16 protein-coding genes are annotated in these 21,086 nt (G+C 53.8%); 7 read left to right on the plus strand and 9 right to left on the minus strand.

The annotated features are described in order from the left end of the window. Nucleotides 1–12 precede the first annotated feature (12 nt). Nucleotides 13–834: an ABC transporter ATP-binding protein gene (locus P8O11_RS07905; protein WP_089892239.1), complete on the minus strand. Its 822-nt coding sequence runs from the start codon at nucleotides 832–834 to the stop codon at nucleotides 13–15. Then, a complete protein-coding gene (locus tag P8O11_RS07910) occupies nucleotides 831–2,804 on the minus strand; it encodes an AMP-binding protein (protein ID WP_300293440.1) in 1,974 nt (657 codons plus the stop codon). Before P8O11_RS07910 ends, P8O11_RS07905 begins: the two co-directional genes overlap by 4 nt. Before the next feature lie 206 nt (nucleotides 2,805–3,010). Here P8O11_RS07910 and P8O11_RS07915 point away from each other — a divergent pair, with 206 nt between their 5' ends. After that, nucleotides 3,011–4,921: a PAS-domain containing protein gene (locus P8O11_RS07915; protein WP_300293442.1), complete on the plus strand. Its 1,911-nt coding sequence runs from the start codon at nucleotides 3,011–3,013 to the stop codon at nucleotides 4,919–4,921. Next, a complete protein-coding gene (locus P8O11_RS07920; protein ID WP_300293444.1) occupies nucleotides 4,918–5,619 on the plus strand; it encodes a response regulator transcription factor in 702 nt (233 codons plus the stop codon). Before P8O11_RS07915 ends, P8O11_RS07920 begins: the two co-directional genes overlap by 4 nt. On the opposite strand, the gene P8O11_RS07925 is transcribed toward P8O11_RS07920, so the two are convergent. Then, a complete protein-coding gene (locus P8O11_RS07925; RefSeq protein ID WP_300293447.1) occupies nucleotides 5,616–6,812 on the minus strand; it encodes a hydantoinase/carbamoylase family amidase in 1,197 nt (398 codons plus the stop codon). The genes P8O11_RS07920 and P8O11_RS07925 overlap by 4 nt on opposite strands. Nucleotides 6,813–6,815: 3 nt before the next feature. Further along, nucleotides 6,816–9,593: a formate dehydrogenase subunit alpha gene (gene fdhF, locus P8O11_RS07930; protein WP_300293449.1), complete on the minus strand. Its 2,778-nt coding sequence runs from the start codon at nucleotides 9,591–9,593 to the stop codon at nucleotides 6,816–6,818. A 189-nt stretch (nucleotides 9,594–9,782) separates the two neighbouring features. On the opposite strand from fdhF, the gene P8O11_RS07935 reads away from it, so the two are divergent. The 4 genes from P8O11_RS07935 to P8O11_RS07950 are packed head-to-tail and all read left to right on the plus strand — an operon-like array spanning nucleotide 9,783 to nucleotide 12,896. Then, nucleotides 9,783–10,433 carry a histidine phosphatase family protein gene (locus P8O11_RS07935; RefSeq protein WP_300293451.1) on the plus strand — a complete coding sequence of 217 codons (651 nt, stop codon included), beginning with the start codon at nucleotides 9,783–9,785 and terminating at the stop codon, nucleotides 10,431–10,433. Nucleotides 10,434–10,446: 13 nt separating this feature from the next. After that, entirely contained in the window at nucleotides 10,447–11,490 is a 1,044-nt protein-coding gene (locus P8O11_RS07940; protein ID WP_300293453.1) for a saccharopine dehydrogenase, read from the plus strand. After that, entirely contained in the window at nucleotides 11,487–11,741 is a 255-nt protein-coding gene (locus tag P8O11_RS07945; protein WP_089892261.1) for a SemiSWEET family sugar transporter, read from the plus strand. The genes P8O11_RS07940 and P8O11_RS07945 overlap by 4 nt, the downstream gene beginning before the upstream one ends. Before the next feature lie 12 nt (nucleotides 11,742–11,753). Next, on the plus strand, nucleotides 11,754–12,896 hold the full coding sequence (locus P8O11_RS07950) for a saccharopine dehydrogenase C-terminal domain-containing protein (RefSeq protein WP_300293457.1): 1,143 nt from the start codon (nucleotides 11,754–11,756) through the stop codon (nucleotides 12,894–12,896). Between the two features lie 60 nt (nucleotides 12,897–12,956). Here P8O11_RS07950 and P8O11_RS07955 read toward each other — a convergent pair whose 3' ends face one another. The 5 genes from P8O11_RS07955 to P8O11_RS07975 all read right to left on the minus strand — a co-directional run bounded on the left by P8O11_RS07955 (nucleotide 12,957) and on the right by P8O11_RS07975 (nucleotide 18,129). Then, nucleotides 12,957–13,283, minus strand: a complete 327-nt coding sequence (locus tag P8O11_RS07955; RefSeq protein ID WP_300293459.1) for a DUF3775 domain-containing protein — start codon at nucleotides 13,281–13,283, stop codon at nucleotides 12,957–12,959. Between the two features lie 74 nt (nucleotides 13,284–13,357). Then, nucleotides 13,358–14,512, minus strand: coding sequence for a DNA recombination protein RmuC (locus P8O11_RS07960; RefSeq protein WP_300293461.1), 1,155 nt, complete (start codon nucleotides 14,510–14,512; stop codon nucleotides 13,358–13,360). Then, the gene (gene mutL / locus P8O11_RS07965) at nucleotides 14,509–16,335 is read right to left on the minus strand and encodes a DNA mismatch repair endonuclease MutL (RefSeq protein ID WP_300293463.1); all 1,827 of its coding nucleotides are present in this window, start codon (nucleotides 16,333–16,335) and stop codon (nucleotides 14,509–14,511) included. Before mutL ends, P8O11_RS07960 begins: the two co-directional genes overlap by 4 nt. Nucleotides 16,336–16,443: 108 nt before the next feature. Continuing rightward, on the minus strand, nucleotides 16,444–17,769 hold the full coding sequence (locus tag P8O11_RS07970; RefSeq protein WP_273514770.1) for an ammonium transporter: 1,326 nt from the start codon (nucleotides 17,767–17,769) through the stop codon (nucleotides 16,444–16,446). Between the two features lie 21 nt (nucleotides 17,770–17,790). Continuing rightward, a complete protein-coding gene (locus P8O11_RS07975; protein ID WP_089892279.1) occupies nucleotides 17,791–18,129 on the minus strand; it encodes a P-II family nitrogen regulator in 339 nt (112 codons plus the stop codon). Between the two features lie 256 nt (nucleotides 18,130–18,385). On the opposite strand from P8O11_RS07975, the gene P8O11_RS07980 reads away from it, so the two are divergent. Beyond that, nucleotides 18,386–20,602, plus strand: a complete 2,217-nt coding sequence (locus tag P8O11_RS07980) for a transglycosylase domain-containing protein (protein ID WP_300293471.1) — start codon at nucleotides 18,386–18,388, stop codon at nucleotides 20,600–20,602. The last annotated feature ends 484 nt before the right edge of the window (nucleotides 20,603–21,086 follow it).

Genomic DNA, 21,086 nt, shown 5'->3' on the forward strand with positions numbered 1-21,086 from the left:
AGTTGGGCTTGCTTAGTCATGGCTCACCCCCAAATAGGCGTCGATCACGTCTTGGTTGTTGCGCACCTCATCAGGTGTGCCGTCGCCAATTTTCTTACCGTAATCCATCACGACAACCCTGTCGCTCAGATCCATAACAACACCCATATCGTGCTCAATCAGAGCAATCGTGGTTCCAAATTCGTCGTTCACATCAAGAATGAAGCGGCTCATGTCCTCTTTTTCTTCAACGTTCATCCCAGCCATCGGTTCATCAAGCAGCAAGAGTGAAGGCTCAGCGGCGAGCGCGCGCGCCAGCTCTACGCGTTTCTTGAGACCATAAGGTAAACGCGCCACAGGCGTCTTTCGGATCGCCTGAATTTCGAGGAAATCGATGATTTTCTCAGCGCGCTCGCGGTTTTCAACCTCTTCGCGCTCAGCCTTACCCTTCCAGAGACCCTGTGCAAAAAGCCCCGTGGTCATGTGGTTAAGACGGCCTGTCATCACGTTGTCCAGAACGCTCATACCGTCAAACAAAGCGATGTTCTGAAATGTCCGAGCAATGCCCTGACGGGCGACTTCATAAGGCCGCATCTGTGGACGCTTTGCACCCTGATACCAAACTTCTCCCTGCTGCGGGATATAGAAGCCCGAGATAACGTTAAGCATCGAGGATTTGCCCGCACCGTTCGGTCCGATAATGGCGCGGATTTCGCCTTCCTTGATGTCAAAGCTGATGTCAGTAATAGCCTTCACCCCACCAAAACTCAGTGTGATGTTTTTCATCTCCATCAACGTGCCGCCAATCTTGCGGCCGTCAGCTGTGGTGTAGCCTTCTGTACTCATGTCGTTCATTCTGCTGCCACCTTCTGTGTCGTGACGGCCTGAACCTTGGCGTCAACAATACTCAAAGTCGCGCTTATGGCACCTTTGCGTCCGTCTTCGTAGGTTACTTCCGTTGTGGTCGAAATCTGGGGTGAGCCGTCGTAGATGGCATCAACGATGTCTTTGAACTTATCGGCCACAATGACGCGGCGCACTTTTCGTGTCCGGGTCATTTCTCCATCATCAGCATCCAGCTCTTTGTGCAAGACGACAAAGCGGTGCACCTGACAGCCCGAAAGCATTTCATCCTGCGCGACAGATTTGTTCACCTCTTCCACGTGGCTCTGGATTGAAGCCAGAACCTTGGGATGGCCTGCAAGCTCTTGGTAAGAGGCATAAGCAATATTATTGCGTTCGGCCCAGTTACCCACCGCCGTCAGATCGATATTGATAAACGCAACGCAGCGGTCCTTGCCATTGCCAAAGAGCACAGCTTCGAGAATGTCAGGGTAAAACTTGAGTTTATTCTCAACATATTTTGGAGCAAACAAGCTACCGTCGGCCATTGTCCCCACGTCTTTCGCACGATCGATGATCCGCAAATGACCTGTGTCTGGATCAAAGAAACCAGCATCACCTGTAGCAACCCAACCTTCAGGGTCTTTGGTCGAGGCTGTGCTTTCCGCATTTTTGTAATATTCTACAAACGTGCCTTCAGAGCGATAGTAGATCTCGCCGTTTTCCTCGATACGTATCTCAACGCCTTTTGCAGGCACGCCCACCGTGTCAGCACGCACTTCACCATCTGGCTGGACAGTGATAAAAACCGAGGCTTCTGTCTGGCCATACAGCTGCTTGAGGTTGATACCAAGAGAGCGATAGAAGTCAAAAATCTCGGGGCCAATGGCCTCACCCGCCGTATAACCAACACGCACACGGCTAAAGCCAAGCGTGTTCTTGAGTGGTCCGTAGATACAGAGCTCACCAAGCTTATACTTTAAGCGATCCATAAACCCGACTGACTTGCCGTCCAAGATTGCTGGGCCGACTTTTTTTGCATGCGCCATAAACACATCAAAGAGGCGCTTCTTAAACGGACTAGCATCTTCCATGCGGATCATCACGTTTGTCAGCTGCGTTTCAAAAATACGCGGCGGGGCAAAATAATATGTCGGACCAATCTCGCGCAGATCGGTCATCATGGTTTCTGGGCTCTCAGGGCAATTCGTGCAGAAGCCCGTCCAATACGCCTGACCAACTGAGAAGATAAAATCACCCACCCACGCCATCGGCAAATACGCCAGAATTTCATCGCCAGCATTCAGCTGATCAAACTCACTGGCATTCTTCGCTGTCTCGATAATGTTTCTGTTAGAGAGCACAACGCCTTTTGGCTTACCTGTCGTGCCAGACGTGTAAAGCATGACGCAGGTGCTGTCATAGGTAAGCTTCTCACGGCGCTCTTTGAGGTCTTCGATCAGCTCATAATAAGCCGCGCGACCTTGTGCTTGGATATCTACAAACCGGTGCAGCGCATGGTGGTCATACTTACGCAGGCCGCGTGGATCGACATAAATCATATGTTCGAACTGATGCAGCCCATCTTGAATTTCGATAACTTTGTCGACTTGCTCTTGGTCCTGACAGACCACAAAGCGCGCACCACAATGCTCCATGACATAAGCCATCTCTTCAGCAGAGGCATCTTGATACAGCGGAACGGGAATCGCGCCCACAGATTGAGCCGCAACCATCGTCCAGTAAAAATGCGGACGGTTTCTGCCAATGATTGCAACAAAGTCGCCCTCATTCACGCCGAGATTAATAAACCCAAGCGCCAGCGCCTCGATTTCCTTCTCGGTTTCGGCCCAGGTCCAGCTCTGCCAGATGCCAAATTCTTTTTCTCGGTAAGCCGCCTTATCAGCAAACTCCCGAGCGTTACGCTGCAACAGCGCTGGAACGGACGCGAGTCCGCTCGTCGCTTCTGACGACTGTGTCAAATCTTTTCCTCCCTTTGCCCCTTTCGGGCCAAACTCGCCACTTTCTGGGCGATTCTCCTTCCCCCAGCGTGACTGTTTCAGAGTTGCCGTCAACTTTTACCTGATCATTTCGCGAATCTAACAAATTGTAACAAGCTGCATTTGGCCGTCTGTGGGGCTTTGCCTACATCTGTTTGGGTGTTAGCACATGGGCAGAAAGGCGGCTCATGACTAACAATCCTGACAATCAAGCTATGACAATGGCTGGGCTCAATCTCATTCAACAAGCACTGTCGATCTATGACAGTGACTTGCGTCTCGTGGTGTCAAATGAGCGGTTTCGCTCAATGTTCGCTCTTCCCGACTGGACTGTAACACCTGGAGCAGAGTTTGCCGCAACGATCCGTTATCTCGCTGAGCGCGGCGAATATGGGGCCATTGATGATATTGAGGCATTTGTTAAGGAGCGGGTTGATCTCGCTCGCGCGTTTGAAGCGCACTACATTGAGAGGCAAATGAGCAACGGCCGCTGGATCTCAGTCGAAGGTTCTCCTCTGCCCAACGGTGGGTGGGTCGCTGTCTATACTGACATCACCGGATCTAAACGCCAAGAAGAGCTTTTACGCACACGCTCCGAGTCTTTATCAGACCAACTTCTCAACCGTGCTGAGGAGCTTGCGAAAACCAACCGTGAACTCGAAGCTACGGTTACCGCGCTTGAAGAAGCGAAGCGACAGCTCACCGCGATGGAAGCGCGTACCCGCCTGACAACTGAAATGATGCCCGCACACATCGCACATGTAAGCTCCAACAAAGTCTACACCTACTCAAACCGGCGCGTGAGCTCCGTCATGCCTGGCAGCTTGGCTGATCCTGTAGGACACCACGCTTCTGAAGTGTTAGGTGCACAGCCTTACAGCGTGATTTCACCTCACTTGGAGCGTGGTTTTGCGGGCGCCTCTTCGGTCTTTGAATTCAATCACGAACCCAGTTCACGGCGGATCCGCGTCGCGCTGACACCAGACAGCAGTACAGGCGGCGTGTACATCCTATCGATGGACATTACAGAGGAGACACAAACCCGCTCAGCTCTTCAGCAGAACCGTCGCCGTCAACTTGCGGCCCAAATGGTGTCTGGACTTGCGCATGACTTCTCAAATCTCTTGACAATTGTCCTTGGCTCTCAGAGCCGCCTGCAACGGCTGGGCTTACCTCCAAAGGCCGATGCTCTTATCAACGCTACACTCACGGCTGCACGCCGTGGCGGAGACTTGCTCAATCGCATCGCCGACATGACAGGCTTGCGTGATCTCCATCCACTGCCAACACGCCTCCAGACCTTTTTGACTGAGTTTGAAACGCTCGCGAGCACAACGCTTCCTGAAGGCGTCACCCTGCGCCTTGAAAGTCGTTTTTTGCCCTCAAACCTAATCCTCATGCTGGACTCAGGAAGCCTGCAGGATAGCTTGCTCAACCTCGTCTTGAACGCACGAGATGCTTGCAACGGCGATGGTGAAATCTCCCTCTTGGTCGATGTTGTTCAAGACACTTGGATTGAATTTACAGTTATTGATACAGGGCCTGGGTTTTCTGAACATGCCTTATCACACGTGTTTGACCCCTTCTTCACAACCAAAGGCGATAATGGCTCGGGTCTTGGCCTCGCTATGGTTTATGACGTGGCAAAGCTCTCAGGTGGCCGAGTTCAGGCGCGCAATGGCGCTACTGGCGCAGAGGTCTGCCTGCGCCTTCCCCTTCGCCTCGCGCCCGCGCCCGTCGCACCCGGACTGGCGCTGCTTGTCGAAGATAACGCCCTGATCCGAACCGATGTGCGAGAAATGTTGATTTCACAAGGCCATACTGTGATCGAGGCCACCAGCACAGAAGAGGCGCTGCTGCTCGCCCAAGACTTGCCAGATATTGCGCTGGTCCTCTCGGACATATCGCTCGAAGGTGAAGCGACAGGCATCGACTTGATCGAACGTTTGGGGCAGACACGACCGACAAGTTTTTTGATGACTTCTTTGCCTGAAACCGATCCACTCTTTCAACGTGCCGTCCAGCTCGCACCAGTTATCCGCAAGCCATTTAATTCCGAAACCCTTCAGATCTACCTTGGATTGGACACTGTCTCATGACCAAACCTCTCGTAACCATCCTGGATGACGAACGCGCTATTCGACAAATGCTCACTGATGCGCTTGAAGAGGCGGGCTTTGAGACAATGAGCTTCGCGCGCGCCACCGAGTTCGAAGCGGCGCTCAAGACCGCAATACCAGACGTCTGTCTCGTCGACCTGTCACTTCCCGACAAGGACGGGCTTACGCTCGTTCATCGCCTCGCCCTCGAACAAGGAGCCAGCGTGATCATCATTTCGGGCCGCGCGCAGGTCCAAGATCGTGTCACAGGGTTAGAGCTTGGCGCAGATGACTACATTATCAAACCCTTTGAGCCCGCAGAAGTCGTCGCTCGCGTGCGCGCCCGTTTACGCAAAGCGGCTCCCGCCCCTCAAAGCACCGAAACTGCACGTTTCAACGGATGGACTGCATATTTTGAGCGCTATATTCTTGTTGATCAAGCTGGCCAAGAGACCGCCTTTTCTCACGCCGAGGGAGAAGTTTTGAGACTGTTTCTGGAACGCCCCAAAAGACTTATTTCTCGAGCCAACATGCAAGAAACGCTAGGTGGGGCAGCGGGCGAAAGTTTTGATCGTGCGATGGATGTGCGCATTTCGCGCCTCAGAACAAAGCTTGGGGAAGACCCAAAGAATCCGCGCCTGATCAAGACCATCTATGGCGCTGGCTATATTTTTCTTGGCGATGTGGCCTGGGGCTAAAGCCTCGCGACTGCTCCCGCCAAAACCTCAAGGCCTGTGACCAAATCAGCTTCGTCTGTATCTTCTTCGAACGCGTGACTGATCCCGTTAATTGACGGAACAAACAGCATTGCTACAGGCAAATATCGCGCGACATTGGTTGCGTCATGGAGCGCACCGGACGGCATCTTCCTCCAGCGTCCCGCAGCATGCTCTTCAGCACTGGCCTCAAGCGCTGAACGCAGACCCGCGCTCATAGCAACAGGTTCAAGCCCCAGCATGGGGCCAAACGAAAGTTCAAATCCCTGTGCGTCAGCGATCTCTGAGGCGGCATTCCGAATAATCTCCTCCATGCGCCCCAAGCGGTCAGCATCACCGTCTCGCCATTGCATCGAGAAGGTGGCACGTCCGGGTACAATGGAGTGTGCATCGGGGTGCAACTTGACATGACCAATCGTCCAAACAGTTTGAGGCGTTGCCACATTTTTAAAGCGCTCTCCAATAAGCGCATTGAAAGCACCCAACGCCTGAAAGGCGTCCTTGCGCAGATGCATTGGGGTCGTCCCCGCATGGTTCTGCTCGCCCTCGAAGGTAATACGCATATCGCGAATGCCGACAATGTCCGTCACCACACCAACGGCTTCGCCCGCTTGGTCAAGCCATGGACCCTGCTCAATATGCATCTCAATAAAGCCCGTAAATTGCTTTGGATCTACAAAGTCTCCAACCTGAGAAGCCATAGCCCCGCGCGCCTCTGCAAGAGTGGTGCCTGTGCGGTCTGTTAACTTGTCAGCCTCTTCAAGCGTCAACTCTCCAGACCAAACGGTGCTGCCTGTCGTCACGCCAAAGCGGCCTTCCTCGTCTTGAAAACTCACAACAGACACAGCAGGTCCGCCTGATTCTTTTGCGGCGCGGGCGACTTCCAGTGCCGCAATCACACCCAGCGCGCCGTCAAGCCAGCCGCCCTCGGGCTGGCTGTCGGAATGCGAACCGAGCAGGAGCGATCTGGGCGCATCCGACAAACCGAAGAGCGACCCCATCGGATCGTAATGCACCCTGAGACCCGCCTCTTCAAACTTCCCCGCCAACCAGGCCCGCGCCGCAATATCGGCTTCACTATAGGCTGGGCGCACAACGCCTTTGCATACACCAGACGCCCCGAATTGGCGCAAGGCGTGAAGATCAGAAAGAAAGCGAGTTGGATTGATGTTCATATTCTACTCAGCAGCAACCGCACCCTCTGCTTTCTCCACTTTTACAGCCGAAAATTTAAACTCGGGAATCTTGCCATATGGATCAAGTGCAGGATTTGTAAGAATATTCGCTGCAGCTTCAACATAAGCAAAAGGTACGAATACCATATCCTCAGCGACAGCCCGATCAGCACGCGCCATGATCACGATACTGCCGCGCCGCGTACTCAAGCGAACATGTTCACCCGGCGCCACACCAAGACGGCGCAAAGTCTTGGGATGCAACGAACAGTTAGCCTCAGGCTCCACGGCGTCCAGAACATTTGAGCGTCGTGTCATCGAACCAGTGTGCCAGTGTTCTAGCTGACGACCTGTTGTCATAATCATCGGATAGTCTGCATCCGGCGATTCATCAGGTGCGATTACACTTGCAGGCGTAAACTTTGCACGTCCTTCTGCCCTCGGAAATCCATCCCCGAACACGATCGCCTGTCCGGGGTCAGTTTCGCTTAGGCTCGGATAGGTGATCGTCTCAGTCTTGAGCCGTTCCCATGTTATATTGTTGAGCGAGGCCATGTTGATCTTCATCTCGTTAAACACCTCAGACACATCACCATAGTCCCAATTGAGCCCGACGCGCTGCGCCAGTTCGACCGTGATTTTCCAGTCTTCGCGCGCGTCACCCGGTGGTGTCACAGCTGGCCTCACACGCTGCACCTGACGGTTGGTGTTGCTCACCGTGCCATTCTTCTCGTAAAGCGCCGAAGCAGGAAGAATCACATCAGCATAGTTCGCTGTTTCGGTCAGGAAAATATCCTGCACAACAAGATGCTCAAGCTTTGCCAAAGCGTCGCGCGCATGCTCCACATCAGGGTCTGACATCGCTGGGTTTTCGCCCTGAATATACATCCCCTTGATATTGCCGGCATAGGCTTCATCCATGATCTCCGTCACAGTCAGGCCTTTTTCGTTGGAAAAGTCTCCAGACCCCCAAACATCCGTAAAGGCTTTGCGAATGCCGTCGTCCATGACACTTTGATAGTCAGGCAAAAACATCGGAACGAGGCCAGCATCGGACGCACCTTGCACGTTGTTCTGCCCACGCAATGGATGCAGCCCAGCGCCTGGCTTACCGACATTGCCCGTCATCAAGGCAAGCGAAATCAGGCAACGTGAGTTATCCGTACCGTGGATGTGCTGGCTTACGCCCATGCCCCAGAAAATCATCCCAGCCTCAGCACCCGCAAAGATGCGTGCAACCCGGCGCAATTGATCAGGAGACACACCACAAATTTCACTCATCGCTTCGGGAGAGAAGTCCTTCAGATGGGCTTTCTCTGCTTCCCAGTTTTCGGTCCAGCGATGGATGTACTGGCTGTCGTAAAGCTCCTCTTCGACGATCACATGCATAATCGCGTTGAGCATGCTGACATCTGCTCCCGGGCGAAACTGAACCATTTCTTCTGCAAAACGGCGCAAACCGACCCCACGTGGGTCCATTACTATGAGCTTGCCACCACGCTTGGTGAACTGTTTGAAATAGGTGGCTGCAACAGGGTGGTTCTCAATCGGGTTCGCTCCGATGATGATTGCAACATCGGCGTTCTCAATCTCATTGAATGTCGCCGTAACAGCGCCAGAGCCAACATTCTCGATCAGCGCGGTGACCGAACTGGCATGGCAAAGCCGCGTGCAGTGATCGACGTTGTTGTGAAGAAAGCCCTGCCGAATGAATTTCTGGAAAAGATATGCCTCTTCATTGGTACATTTGGCCGAACCAAACCCCGCTACAGCCTTGCCGCCATGTTGATCACGCAGCCCAGACAGTCCACCTGCGGCAAACGCCATCGCTTCATCCCAGCTCGCCTCGCGAAAGAACTCGTTCCAGTTGTCTGGATGTACATTGAGACCCTTCGCAGGAGCGTCTTCGCGGCGGATAAGCGGTTTTGTCAGGCGGTGAGAGTGATGAATGTAGTCAAATCCAAAGCGGCCCTTCACACAAAGCCGGCCCTCGTTGGCAGGCCCGTTAATGCCTTCAACATATTTGACCTTGCCATCTTTGACCTTAAGCGAAACCTTGCAACCAACGCCACAAAACGGACAGACACTTTCTGTTTCGCTGTCAAAATCCTTGCTGTCGCCTTGCTGCTGATCGTCCAGAACCGTCGCAGGCATAAGCGCCCCAGTCGGGCAAGCCTGAACACATTCGCCACAAGCGACACATGAGCTCTCGCCCATCGGGTCATCCATATCAAACACAGGATAGGCCGAGTGCCCCCGGCCCGCCATACCGATCACATCATTGACCTGCACTTCACGGCACGCGCGCACGCAAAGCCCGCAGGATATACAAGCATCAAGATTCACGCGCATAGCAACATGGCTATCATCCAGCAGCGGAATATGACCCTCTTCCAGTTTGGGAAAACGGCTCTCGCTGACGCCGTTGAGATCAGCCATATCCCACATGTGCGCCGATTTGTCGTGGCTCGTCTCACGCTCAGGCAAATCTGCCAACAGCATTTCTACAACCATTTTACGCGCACTCGTCGCACGCGCATTATTGGTCACAACAACCATGCCCTCTTGCGGCTCGCGAATACAAGACGCGGCCAAGGTCCGTTCGCCCTCGATCTCAACCATACAAGCCCGACAGTTACCGTCAGGACGATATCCTGGCGCAGGCTTGTGGCAAAGATGCGGAATGACGAGCCCACGCCCGTTTGCCACTTCCCAAATGGTCATACCTTTTTCGGCCACAACCTGCTCACCATCGAGCGTGAACTTAACTGTTTCAGACATCGCGCGTCTCCTGTCGATCTTGACGCCCATCATAAAGCAGAGACGGCAACCTGAACACCTCACATTCCCGACACCCCACCACCCTTTTGCGCCGCCTTTCACCTCACTATATTTTCTTTGTCTTCATCCCCTTTAAACCGCTGCACCCTAAGGCTAATCTTCGGAAGAATTTGATCAAATGAGGCGGATATGGCAGAACTGATTCTGGTGCGGCACGGGCAGGCCAACAGCCACGCCACGGACGAGGCAAGCTATGACAAACTATCTGATCTGGGCCATACTCAAGCGCGTTGGCTCGGAGAGCATTTGCGCGCCACCAACCCCCATTTTGATCATGTGATAACGGGCACTCTGCGCCGCCAAAAAGAGACGGCTGCGGGCATGGGATATGACAAAACCTGCATCGACGGGCGCCTTGATGAATTACAATACTTCGCAATGGCAGCAGCGCTTGAAGCTGAACACGGCATTGTCACTCCGACTGACCCAACCGAGTTCGCCTCCCATCTGCCCAAGATGATTGGCTACTGGGCTGCCGATAAAGTGACATCTGTCCCAGAGCGCTTCGCAGACTTTCATGCCCGCACAACGGGCCTCATTGAAGAAGTTTGTCAAGGACACGGCCGCGTGCTCCTAGTAACATCAGGAGGTGTTATCGGCACAATACTGCGCCATGTCTTGCACCTTTCTGATGAGGGGATGGCAAAGATCATGTTGCAGGTGATGAATTCCTCGGTTCACCGCCTCGAATATGTACACGGCCAACTCATGCTTGGCAGCTTCAACGCGACGCCCCACCTCGATATCCCAGGCCGTGAACACGCCCGCACTTTTGTCTGAACAGGAACACAACATGACCCATCTCTGGCTCAGAGCCGAACAACGTGCCCACGAAGAACGTGTAGGCCTTACACCCGAAGGGGCAAAGGCACTGATCAATGCGGGGATCCGTCTGACCGTCGAGGAAAGCTCCGTGCGCGCTATCCCACTGCAAGGCTATGTCGACGCCGGCGCCGAAGTTGCCCCAGAAAACAGCTGGCCCACAGCCCCCCGTGATGCGATCATCTTCGGCCTGAAAGAGCTGCCTGAAGATGGAACACCACTTCCCCACCGTCACATCATGTTTGGCCACGCCTACAAAGGTCAGTTTTCCGGAAAAGTCTTACTTGAGAGATTTAAAGCCGGCGGCGGCACGCTATACGATCTTGAATATCTCGTCGACGAAACAGGCCGCCGCGTCGCGGCTTTCGGGTATTGGGCAGGCTTCGCAGGGGCAGCTGTCACACTTAAAACATGGCTTGCTCAAAAAGAGGGCGCTCTTTGCCCGCCTGTTGGCGCTTATGCCAACAAAGATGCTCTCTTGGATGAGCTCCGCGCCGATCTTATCACCAAGCCAAACGCCATCGTCATCGGCGCACTGGGCCGCGTTGGCACGGGGGCATCTGATTTGCTTGAGGCACTGGGCGTTTCCGTGACGAAATGGGACATGGCTGAAACTGCAAATGGCGGCCCCTTTCCAGAAATTCTTGAGCACGACATCTTCATCAACTGCATTCTTGCCCGCCCTGGAACACCGCAGTTTGTCCCGCTGTCCGCAAAAGAGACTCCCCGTAAGCTCACCGCGATAGGTGATGTCGCGTGTGACCCTGACAGCGACTATAATCCTATTCCCGTCTACTCAGAACCCACGACATGGGAAGCACCTGCAGTACGCGTCCACGATACCCCGCCACTTAATGTCATGGCTATCGACAACCTGCCTTCCATGCTCCCGCTCGAAAGCTCTGAGGACTTTGCTGCACAGCTTTTACCATCGCTCCTCACGCTTGACGCACTGACCGAAGGTGTCTGGGCCCGCGCCGAAAGAGACTTCGTTAAACATGTAGGCGCTCTATGACACTCGCGCCTTACGTCGGCTATCTCGCCGCCGCGCTTGGCACAATTTGCTGGATACCACAGGCTTGGAAAGCTTGGAGAACGCGCAACACATCAGGAATATCTTTGGTGTCAAACATGCTGTTCCTAACAACGGTATCGCTTTGGCTTCTCTATGGACTTTTGGTCTCAGACTGGCCCATCATCATCGCAAATATATTTGCTGTCATAGCGGTTCTCACAATCGTCGCAGCCAAACTGAAATACAAATAAGGGACAGAAAACATGACAATCCATTGGTGCGGCACAGGCCTTTCGGCCATTCCAGGCCTTCGCAAACTGATCGAAGAAGGCCACCCGGTAGTGGTCTGGAACCGCACAACCACGAAGGCCGAAGAGGCCGTCGGTGACATCGCGCACGACATTCGCAGCTTCGACATGGGCGCAATTACAGCTGCAACAGCCAAAGACGACATCGTTGTCTCTATGCTCCCAGGCGATTGGCATGTGCCACTGGCCGAAATGTGTCTTGCACGCGGTGCAAACTTTGTGAGCTCAAGCTATATCGCCCCCGAAATGCGGGCACTTGATGCTGCGTTCCGCGAGGCAGGCCTCATTTCGATCAATGAAGTTGGCCTCGACCCGGGGATCGATCATCTGATGGCGCATGCGCTCGTGGCAGATTATCGCGCAAACGCATCATATGATGCCAGTGCTGATATATCGTTCATTTCTTATTGCGGCGGTATTCCGAAGCATCCCAACCCGTTCAGATACAAGTTCAGTTGGTCACCCCTTGGCGTGCTCAAAGCGCTACGGTCACCTTCAAAATCGATCAAAAACTTCACAGAACTGAACGTCTCGCGCCCTTGGGACGCGATCAGCTCTTACGCCGCGCCTTTGGCAAGCCCAGAAACCTTTGAAGTTTATCCCAACCGCGATAGCTTACCATTCATGGCGGATTACCAGTTCGAGCCAAGCTGGCGTATCAAAGAATTTGTGCGTGGCACGCTGCGCCTAAACGGTTGGAAAGACGCATGGGCCGATGTCTTCACCGAAATCGAAACTCTTTCTGGCCCTGAAGGCGACGCACGCCTGAAGGAGATGTCAGATGGCTTCTGGAATGAAAATGCCTACGATGAAGGTGAGCCTGATCGCGTCGTCATGTGCGTTGGATTGAAGGCAGAACAAGACGGAGGCGAAATCTTCAACAAGACATATGTGATGGATGCCTGGGGAGATGCGCGCGGGACCGCCATGGCTCGCCTTGTCTCGATTCCCGTGTCTCTCGCGGTCAAAGCTGTGCTCAGCCGCCAGATTTGTGCAGGTGTACACCCCGCGCCACATGATCCCAAACTGGTCGCCGAATGGCTAAAGGAAGTCGACACACTCGCTCAGCACCTACAAGTGGTCGATCACCTAGCCTAAGCGATCTTGGCATCAAAACAATCTCAGAGGGTCGTGTCCGCATTGCGAAATGCGACCTTCTTACCCTTTACGGATCAAATCATCTTCTTCGTCAAATGCGGAAAGCCCGAGCGCTTCCAGCCCGTTCTCCAAATGATCGGAAAGATGAGGTGTGCCCATAAGGTAGTCAGGTGTTGGAACCGTCGCCTCGGCGATAGCGGTGGCGCGCGCCTCTGCTAATTCTTCGGGCTCAAAGCTACCACGACCAATCCACATTACTGCCACGAGATCAGTTAGCTCCTCCTCACGGAGGGTTTCAAAAAAACCTGCAAGTTCGGCCCCCGCACGGTCCAGCTCGCGGGACATGAGAATAATTTGGGCAATTTTGTTGATACCGATTTCAAGCATGCTGTGTCCTCCTGTCGGCGCATGAGGCTCAGCATGCAACGCTTTCTCACCCTCAGCCTTGATCTAACTCAAGCTTACTCAGGCGCTTTGATCGGCACCACATTCGGCGGCTCAGGGGCCAGCTCTTCGAAATCAAAGTTATCAAGCCGCTTGGCCCGTCGACCTGCCTTGTCAGCGGATACTTTGATATCGGAGATGTCTTTGGCAGCTTGATGAAAGTGACGGTCAAGATTTTCGACACGGTTTCCAAGACGATCAACATCGGCGAACAAAAGCCCAAGTTCACGTCGGATCGCTCCTGCCTGCTCACGCATCCGCGCATCTTTCAAAATAGCTCTCATCGTATTGAGGGTTGCCATGCAGGTGGTCGGCGAAACAATCCAGACTTTCGCTGCAAACCCTTCGCGAACAAGTTCGGGAAAGTTCGCGTGAAGCTCAGCATAGATCGCTTCAGACGGCAAAAACATCAGCGCACCATCCGCAGTTTCTCCGTCAAGAATATATTTCTCCGAGATGTCTTTTATATGCTTCTTAATCGACACACGCAGCATCTTGGCTGCCTCGTTGACTTGCCAGTCATTCTCGGCACGCCGCAGCGCTTCATAGGCCTCAAGCGGAAATTTAGCATCAATGGCAATCGGTCCGGGCGGGTTCGGCAAATGGATCAAACAATCTGCCCGCTTCCCATTTGAGAGCGTTGCCTGCATCGTATAACTGTCACTCGGCAAGGCTTTGGTTACAATATCTGTGAGCTGAATCTCACCAAACGCGCCCCGTGTTTGCTTGTTGCTCAAAATATCCTGAAGGCTCAAAACGTCGCCTGACAGTTTCGTAATATTATCTTGAGCCTTATCAATCGCAATAAGCCGTGCTTGAAGCTCCCCGAGTGACTTGGCCGTACTCTGAGCCGAACCCGTCAGGTTCTCGTTCACCTTGCCACTGACATCAGCAAGGCGCTTTTCCATCAGTTGCAACATATTGGCCTGAGACGCTGCCTGTGCTTCGCTCACGTGAGTCAAGCCCCCTGCGAGCTGTTGCTGCCCATCTGATAGCTGTTGCACGCGCACACCAAGATTCCCCAATTGATGCACCAAAGGCTCTGTCATACGTGCCGAGCGCGCAGCAGATCGCATCCCCATAAACAGCATAAATAGGATCACGAAGAGTAGGAGGAGTCCCGCAACAAGAAGATGCAGCTCTGCAATCTGATAACCTGCCAGTTCAATCATGTGCGCCCGAATAGCCTCTCGATATCGCTCAATTTCAGTTCAATATAAGTCGGCCGTCCGTGATTGCATTGACCCGAATGTGGAGTCGCCTCCATCTCGCGCAAAAGTGCGTTCATCTCTTCGGCACGCATTCGTCGTCCAGAACGGATCGAACCATGACAAGCCACTCGGCTGAGAACAGCTTCGAGCTTGTCTTTCACCGCGCTTGTCGAGCCGCCGTCTGTCAGCTCGTCAACAATGTCACGCAACATTGCCTCTGCATTGACCTCACCCAAAATCGCAGGTGTCTCACGCACGGCAACAGACCCTGCCCCAAAAGGTTCAATGCTCAAGCCCAGCTGTGCCAAATCCTGCGCGGCTTCAAGCAAAAGCGCATAATCGCCTTCGCTCATGTTGACAATCTCGGGTATCAATAGCGCCTGCGCGCACACGCCGTTTTCGGCCATCTGTTTTTTCAGTCGTTCATAAACCAGTCGCTCGTGAGCAGCGTGCTGATCCACCAAGATCATCCCTGTCTCTGTCTGGGCTACGATGTAATTCTCATGCACCTGTGCCCGCGCCGCCCCCAAAGGCAGCGCCTCCAATGGCCGTTCGTCATGTGTTTCGACTGTCTCAACTCGCGCAGAAAAACCGCCTGCCATTTCCGCAAAGCCTTGGCTTGGCGCAGAATACCCCCGCCCTATATCGGGGCGATCCATTTGGTAGACCCTTGGTTCAGTCACTTCTGGTCGCATGGCCCCAAGCGCTGCAGCACCAACAGTGGAAGAGGCTCTGTGTCCTGCCTCTGCCAGCGCGTGTTTCAGCGCACTTACAATCAGCCCCCTCACCATGCCCGGGTCACGGAAACGCACCTCAGATTTGGCTGGGTGCACATTCACATCCACAAGATTAGGTGCGCAAGACACGAAAAGCGCCACAGCAGGGTGGCGATCTCTACTCAAAAAATCGGAATAAGCCCCACGCAGAGCTCCAATCAAAAGTTTGTCTCGTACCGGGCGCTCGTTCACAAAGAAAAACTGTGCCACAGCAGAACCACGCGAATATGTCGGAAGAGCAGCGTAGCCAGTCAGTGCAATCCCCTCACGTTCCGCATCGATTGCCAGCGCATTCTGGGCAAAATCACGGCCCATAACCTGCGCCAAACGTCCGTGCAAAGCTTTGAAAAGGTCGCCTGTCTCTCCTTCAACGCGAAACTTAACTTGCGGCTCGTCATCGCCCGACACATCGGCCAGACTAAAGCCCACATAAGGCTCGGCCATTGCCAACCGCTTCACAACCTCGGCTATTGCCTGCATTTCTGCGCGGTCCGAGCGCATAAATTTCAAACGAGCCGGTGTCGCATAGAAAATATCACGCAGTTCAACGCGGGTTCCGCCTGCCAAAGCCGCTGGCTTCACAGCGCTCATATCTCCACCAGAGACCTCAATACGCGCGCCTTCTTCGCCCAAAACTCGCGAGACGATACTCAGCCGCCCGACAGCACCAAGTGAGGGAAGCGCCTCTCCACGAAAACCAAATGTATGGATATTCGTCAAGTCAGAGCCGTCGATCTTTGATGTCGCATGTCGCGACAACGCGAGCGGTAAATCAGCCGCACTCATCCCACAGCCATCATCTACAACCCGTATGAGTGTCTTGCCACCATCCGCCACTTCAACACGAATGCGCGTGGCTCCCGCATCGATGGCGTTTTCAACCAGCTCTTTTACCGCAGACGCTGGCCGTTCGATCACTTCACCTGCCGCAATACGATTGATTGCAGCATCGTCAAGCTGACGAATCACAGGATGATTTTGGCTTATGTTGGGGCGAGGCTCGGACATGCCGCAAGACTTAGCATAGGCACGCGCGATTCGACCATGAGAGAAACCGCACAACAAAAAGGGCCAGCCAAGTTTCCTCTGGCTGGCCCCGATGCTGTTTAGGTTAGATTAACCCTTTGAGAACTCAGGGTAAGCTTCCATACCAAGCTCAGCCATATCCAAACCCATGATCTCGTCTTCTTCGCTTGCACGGATACCAACTGTTGCTTTCAGCAAGAACCAGAACACTGCAGAGACAACGAAGACGAACACACCCACAACTGCGATAGATGTCAGCTGTACCATCAGGTTCGCATCTGAGTTTGTGAAGACAACGGCGATTGTACCCCAGATACCCGCCATCAAGTGAACAGGGATCGCACCGACAACATCGTCAATCTTCAGCTTGTCAAGGAATGGCACTGCGAACACAACAATCACACCACCGACCATGCCGATCAAAGTCGCAGAACCGAGCGTAGGCGTCAGAGGTTCAGCGGTGATCGAAACAAGACCTGCAAGCGCACCATTGAGGACCATCGTCAAATCGACCTTCTTGTAGAGAAGCTGTGTCAAGATCAGAGCCGCAATCGCACCGCCAGCCGCAGCTGTGTTGGTGTTCGCAAAGATACGGCTGATGTCACCAACGTTTCCGGCTGTGTTCATATAAAGCTGCGAACCACCATTGAAGCCGAACCAACCGAGCCAAAGGATAAACGTACCAAGTGTTGCCAATGGCAGGTTCGAGCCCATGAAGGGAACTGTACGGCCTTCTTTGGTGTATTTGCCGAGACGCGGTCCAAGAATGAGCGCGCCAGCCAAAGCAGCCCAGCCGCCAACCGAGTGCACGACAGTCGAGCCGGCGAAGTCGAGGAAGCCCATACCATCAAGGAAGCCACCGCCCCATTTCCAGCTGGCCTGGATCGGGTAGATGAATGCTGTCAGCACAACCACAAAGGCAAGGAACGGCCAAAGTTTGATCCGCTCGGCCAAAGTTCCTGAAACGATCGAAGCAGTCGTTGCGCAGAACATGAGCTGGAAGAAGAAATCGGACCCAACTGAAGCATAGGTCAGGTCTGGCTCAGCACCCGCAAGACCAACTGGCTCAAGCGATGCCATGCTAAACGCACCCAAGATGCCTTCCATGCTCCAGCCATCGCCTGGATACATCAAGTTATAGCCAACAACATAGTAAGCAATCGCGGCTATCGCAAAGAGAGCGATGTTCTTGGTTAATTGCATCGTCACGTTCTTGGAGCGAACAAGGCCCGCTTCAAGCATGGCAAAACCAGCCGCCATCCAGAACACGAGGAAACCCGCGACAAGGAACATGAAGGTATTGAAGATGAAGCCGACTTCTGTGCTCAGCGGCAGAACCTCGGCATCTTGCGCCATTGCGGCGGCGGGCAGAAGCGTCGCCGCTGCAGCCAGCGTATATATGAATTTATTCGTCATGATTTCGTCCTTTCCCCGCGCTTAAAGCGCATCTGGTCCTGTTTCGCCTGTCCGCACGCGCACTGCCTGCGCCAGATCCAGCACAAAAATTTTCCCATCACCGATCTTGCCAGTACGTGCGGTCTTGGTGATTGTTTCTACAATGCTATCCGCCATGTCCGCAGGAACTGCGATTTCAAGTTTGATCTTGGGCACAAAATTGACTGCGTATTCCGCTCCACGGTAGATCTCGGTATGGCCAGATTGCGCCCCAAAGCCCTTAATCTCGCTCACCATCATTCCGCGCACACCGATCGCGGTCAGTGCCTCGCGCACCTCTTCAAGCTTATAAGGCTTGATCGTTGCTATAATGAGTTTCACCTTGTTATCCCTTTCCCTAAGCCGCCTTTCGACAGCACTTTGCATCTGCAGCATTTGCCCAATGCGGCGCAGAAAGAAGCGTTCGGGCTCACAAGACGACTCTAAAACAGGCAGAATCCCGTTTTTTGCGCAACGACTCGCTCAACTGCACAAAAAATACGCATTTCTATGAGGGCTTCTGCACGTCTTTCCCCTCTACATTTTACGAAAGCCAAGATAAGGTCTTACAAAACAAAGGCTCCGAGCAGGGCAGATTATGAGTAACACTGGACGCAAAAAGCCGCCGCTCGTTGCAGAGCGCCGCTACCCCAAAAAGACCGTTGCAGCGCCGAAAAAGCGGGCAGCCAGTAAGCGCAGCCCCACCAAACCAAAGCGTGGGCTCATTCGCCGTTTTATGTCGGCAATTTTTTCTTGGATCTTCCGGATCATCTGGGGCATCGGCTGGCGGCTGACGCTTGTCTGTACGTTGCTGCTTGGGCTTGCAGTGGGTTATGTTTCACTCACTCTCCCTCCCGTGGAACAGCTTTTCGACGGCCGCGCACGCGGCTCGGTCACTTTATTAGATGCTTCAGGGAGCGTTTTTGCTTGGCGTGGTGATCAATTTGGAGGGGCGGTCACCGCAACATCTGTCTCACCTCACCTTAAGAACGCAATCATTGCCACCGAGGACAAGCGGTTCTACCAACATTTTGGCTTGTCACCGCGTGGCATTGCTTCTGCTGTTCGCATTAACTTGCGCGAAGGACGCGGGCCTCTGTCTGGCCACGGTGGCTCAACGCTGACTCAACAAACAGCCAAGCTCATCTGCCTTGGCGTAGATTTCGACCCCACAATCTGGAAAGACGAAACGGCATACGAAGCCGATTGTCGTCAAGGTTCTCTCGCACGCAAGGCCAAAGAAGCAATCTACTCCATGGCGATGGAGCTCAAATACACCAAAAACGAAATCCTGACGGTCTACATCAACCGAGCTTTTCTTGGCGCGGGCGCGCGTGGCTTTGAGGCGGCATCCCAGCGCTACTTCGGCAAATCCGCGGCCATGGTCGCCCCCAACGAAGCAGCTATGTTGGCTGGCCTTCTGGTCGCCCCTACTCGCTACGCGCCAACGAACAACCTTGAGCGCTCCCAAGCACGCGCGGCAACAGTCATACGCCTAATGGAAGAGCAAGGTTACCTCTCGGCCACCGAGGCAAAGCAGGCATCTCTGTCACCCGCTACGCTCTCTGAAGCAGCACAAGCCAAAGCCGGCGGATATTTTGCTGATTGGGTTATGACAACAGGCCCTGACTTCTTCACTCGCAATACAACAGAAGACGTCATCATCCGTACCACGCTTGACCAACGGATCCAGCGCGCAGCCGAAGGCGCAATAAAAGACGTTTTTGATGCCAAAGTCAGCAAAACTTCTGGTGCTCAGGCTGCTATTCTAATCATGTCCGCCGATGGCGCAGTTCGCGCCATGGTAGGAGGACGCCAAACGCAAGTTTCTGGCGCCTTCAACCGTGCCACCATGGCCAAACGCCAACCTGGATCAGCATTCAAGCCTTTTGTCTATGCCACTGCGCTCGACATCGGGAGATCGCCCTTTGATCTGATCAATGACGAAGCTTACTGCATCGACGTTCCTGGTTCAGGTAAATATTGCCCGAACAACTACAACGACAAGTTTCACGGAACGGTCACGCTGACAGAAGCACTCAAGAAGTCCTACAATATTCCAGCGGTTAAACTCGCACAAGAAGTCGGCCTCGATACCGTTCGTAAGGTTGCCTCCGACTTCGGCATTGAATCGGATCTTGCTCAAGGCCCAGCTCTTGCGCTCGGAGCCTCCGAGGCGAGCCTGCTCGAAATGACAGGTGCCTACGCAGGCATCCTAAATGGTGGGAGCGCAGTGACGCCCTACGGCCTCATTGAGCTCAAGCTTCTCGGAAACGAAGACCCTTTGATGACGGCAACAGGCGGAATCGGAGAACGCGTAATTCAACAAGAGAGTGCCGAAAAGCTGACCTGGATGATGAACAAGGTCGTCACCGAAGGGACAGGTGGTCGGGCACGCCTAGCAGACCGTGACGTAGCTGGTAAAACAGGCACCTCGCAGTCCGCCAAAGACGCATGGTTCATCGGTTTTACAGCCGACTATGTAGCTGGCGTTTGGATTGGCTATGACGACAACACCCCACTCCAGGACGTCACAGGCTCGGGCCTTCCCGCAGAGATATGGCAAGAGGCCATGAAGCGTGTCCATGAGGGCCTTCCCGTCCATGTGCTTCCGATGCGAGCACCAGAGACAAACGAAGGGCAACTCCTTGGCAAAATTTCTCCCCTAGGCGGGACGAGGCAAACGCAAAGCGCCGTGGAACAACTGCTTGAAGGAATTTTTGGCTCCACTGGCGGAGCCCGACCAAGCGGAGGCACTTCTCAAGACCTAAAAGAGCGCCAAGACCGTCAGCTAAACAACCGTGAAAGCCGGTAACCGTTACTCGCACCTTGCCTTAAGTAACGAACTTGCAACGAAAATATTAGGTTCCGGTTGGATGTCGCAGAAAATGACCGCTGGCGGCGGCAATGGGACTGGCTCATTCGAGCACTTCAAATCAGCGATCATCATAGCCTGGTCTCCCCTCAACCGCCTTACCTTGCAGCCGGAGACCGTCTCTATAGCAATCCGCGCCCTTGGTTCGACCGCCGCCAACCGTGGCGCCCACTCGCCATTCAGACGAATAGCTTCGGCACGTCGGTCCAATACACGCACGTCAAACGTGCTCCGAGCAACAGTGATGCGCTGAACAGGGACCCCGCGAAAGGGGGTGCTCGGTGTGTCACATGCCGCCAAGAGACAAACAGTTAAAACAGACAGTCTCATGAGATGAGGATTGATCAGACATGGTTAACAGCTGCTTAACGGAAGAGGCTATTGCATTCAGCTTTTGGAATGTATATACATTCCAAAAGCTGAA

This window comes from Lentibacter sp., from assembly GCF_029254145.1.
In the GTDB taxonomy this organism is placed as follows: domain Bacteria; phylum Pseudomonadota; class Alphaproteobacteria; order Rhodobacterales; family Rhodobacteraceae; genus Lentibacter.